This window comes from Aerococcus sp. L_32, from assembly GCF_050689315.1.
In genome coordinates, this window is sequence record NZ_JBOEQF010000657.1 from 1 (window position 1) to 979 (window position 979).

The 979-nt window shown below is 43.4% G+C and carries 1 protein-coding gene; it reads left to right on the forward strand.

The window, feature by feature from the left end:
* Window positions 1-10 precede the first annotated feature (10 nt).
* A partial coding sequence (gene argJ / locus ACRCJ0_RS15495) for a bifunctional glutamate N-acetyltransferase/amino-acid acetyltransferase ArgJ (protein WP_431391084.1) occupies window positions 11-979 on the forward strand: 969 nt, incomplete at its 3' end.

Genomic DNA, 979 nt, shown 5'->3' on the forward strand with positions numbered 1-979 from the left:
TAAAAATGCCATCCAATCCCATCATATCAAATATGATAAAAAACGCCTGAATGAACAGGCTACCTTTAAAGCCATTATGATTAATTCCGGAAATGCCAACACCTTTAACGGACCAAAAGGAGATACCGATGTTCAAATTATGGCCAACACACTTGCTAGCAAGCTAACAATCCAACCAGATGAAATCCTGATTTGTTCTACAGGTGTTATTGGTGTACCAATGGACCTGAGTAATTTCGACGACCAAGTGGACACATTAACCCATAATCTGACAGACGGTGATTCGATTCAAGCGGCTGAAGCCATTATGACTACGGACACCAAAATTAAGCAAGCAGCTATTGCCTTTGAAATTGAAGGGCAACCCGTTCACCTAGCGGCCATTGCCAAGGGGTCAGGTATGATTCACCCGAATATGGGAACCATGTTGTCTTATATTGTGACTGATTTAGACCTTGGCCAAGAAACCTTACAGCAATTACTGAAAGAGTCTGTTAACCAATCTTTTAATAAGATTTCAGTTGACGGGGATACTAGTCCCAACGATACCGTCCTTTTGGCATCTACCAACAAAGTCTCAGTTAAGCCAACCAAGCAAAATATATTGATTTTCCAAGAGAAATTGACGGAAATCTGTCAAATGATGGCTCAAGAAATTGTGGCCGACGGGGAGGGGGCAACGAAATTTGTTACCGTTGCTGTGAAAGGCGCTGCGAGTCAAGCAGACGCTGAAGCGATTGCCAAGCAAGTAGCGACATCCTCCCTTGTGAAAACAGCTGTTTACGGGCAAGACGCTAACTGGGGCCGGGTATTATCAGCCGTTGGCCAATCCCAGCCAGACTACCTCGACCCAGCCAAAATTCAGATCAGTTTCATTTCTGAAAAGGGAGAGATTTTAACCTGCAAGAATGGTCAGGGGCTAGTATTTGATGAAGATTTAGCCTATGAAATCCTATCTGAAACAGAAATCACCATCCAT